The organism is Streptomyces anandii JCM 4720, from assembly GCF_014650655.1.
Taxonomy (GTDB): domain Bacteria; phylum Actinomycetota; class Actinomycetes; order Streptomycetales; family Streptomycetaceae; genus Streptomyces; species Streptomyces anandii.
This window is the reverse complement of the sequence record NZ_BMVJ01000097.1, coordinates 1-852: the sequence shown is the minus strand read 5'-3', so window position 1 is coordinate 852 and position 852 is coordinate 1. Positions and strand designations below refer to the sequence as shown.

1 protein-coding gene is annotated in these 852 nt (G+C 71.9%); it reads right to left on the bottom strand.

Annotated elements, in window-relative coordinates; translation table 11 throughout:
- Positions 1-852: ketoacyl-synthetase C-terminal extension domain-containing protein (locus IE249_RS35465; RefSeq protein ID WP_189711644.1), on the bottom strand; the 852-nt coding region annotated here is incomplete at both ends.

The window sequence follows — 852 nt, the reverse complement described above, 5'->3', positions numbered from 1 at the left end:
CCGGCCCATGCCCAGCCGCTGGCTGCCCTGCCCGGTGAACAGGAACGCCAGCTTGCCGCCGACCGGAGTACCGGTGATCGTCCCGGCGGGCGTCTCGCCGCTCGCCAGCGCGCCCAGCTGCCGTACGAAGTCCTCGCGGTCACCCGCGACGAGCACCGCCCGCTCGTCCAGGGCCGCACGCCCCACGGCCAGCGAATAGCCCACGGAGGCCGGGTCCGCCGCTTCCCCCTCGTTCATCAGCAGCGCCCGCAGGCGTGCCGCCTGGTCCCGCAGAGCCTGCGCGCTCTTGGCAGTCAGGGCCCACGGCACCACCGAACGTGCACTGTTGGGCGGGGCCGGGACCGGCTGGGATTCCACGACCACCGGTGACTGTTCGATGATGGTGTGGGCGTTGGTGCCGCTGATGCCGAACGAGGAGATACCCGCCCGTCGCGGGCGGCCCCCGTTCTCCGGCCACTCCCGGGCCTCGGTCAGCAGTTCCACCGCACCCGCCGACCAGTCCACGTGCGGCGACGGCTCATCGACATGAAGGGTCTGCGGCAGGACGCCGTGCCGCATCGCCATGACCATCTTGATGATCCCGGCCACGCCCGCGGCGGCCTGCGTGTGACCGATGTTCGACTTCACCGAACCGAGCCACAAAGGCCGGTCCTCACCGCGCTCCTGCCCGTAGGTGGCGATGAGCGCCTGGGCCTCGATCGGGTCGCCCAGCGTCGTACCCGTACCGTGCGCCTCCACGGCGTCCACCTCGGAGGCCGAGAGCCGGGCACTGGCGAGGGCTTGGCGGATGACGCGCTGCTGGGAGGGCCCGTTGGGGGCGGTCAGCCCGTTGCTGGCACCGTCCTGGTTGAT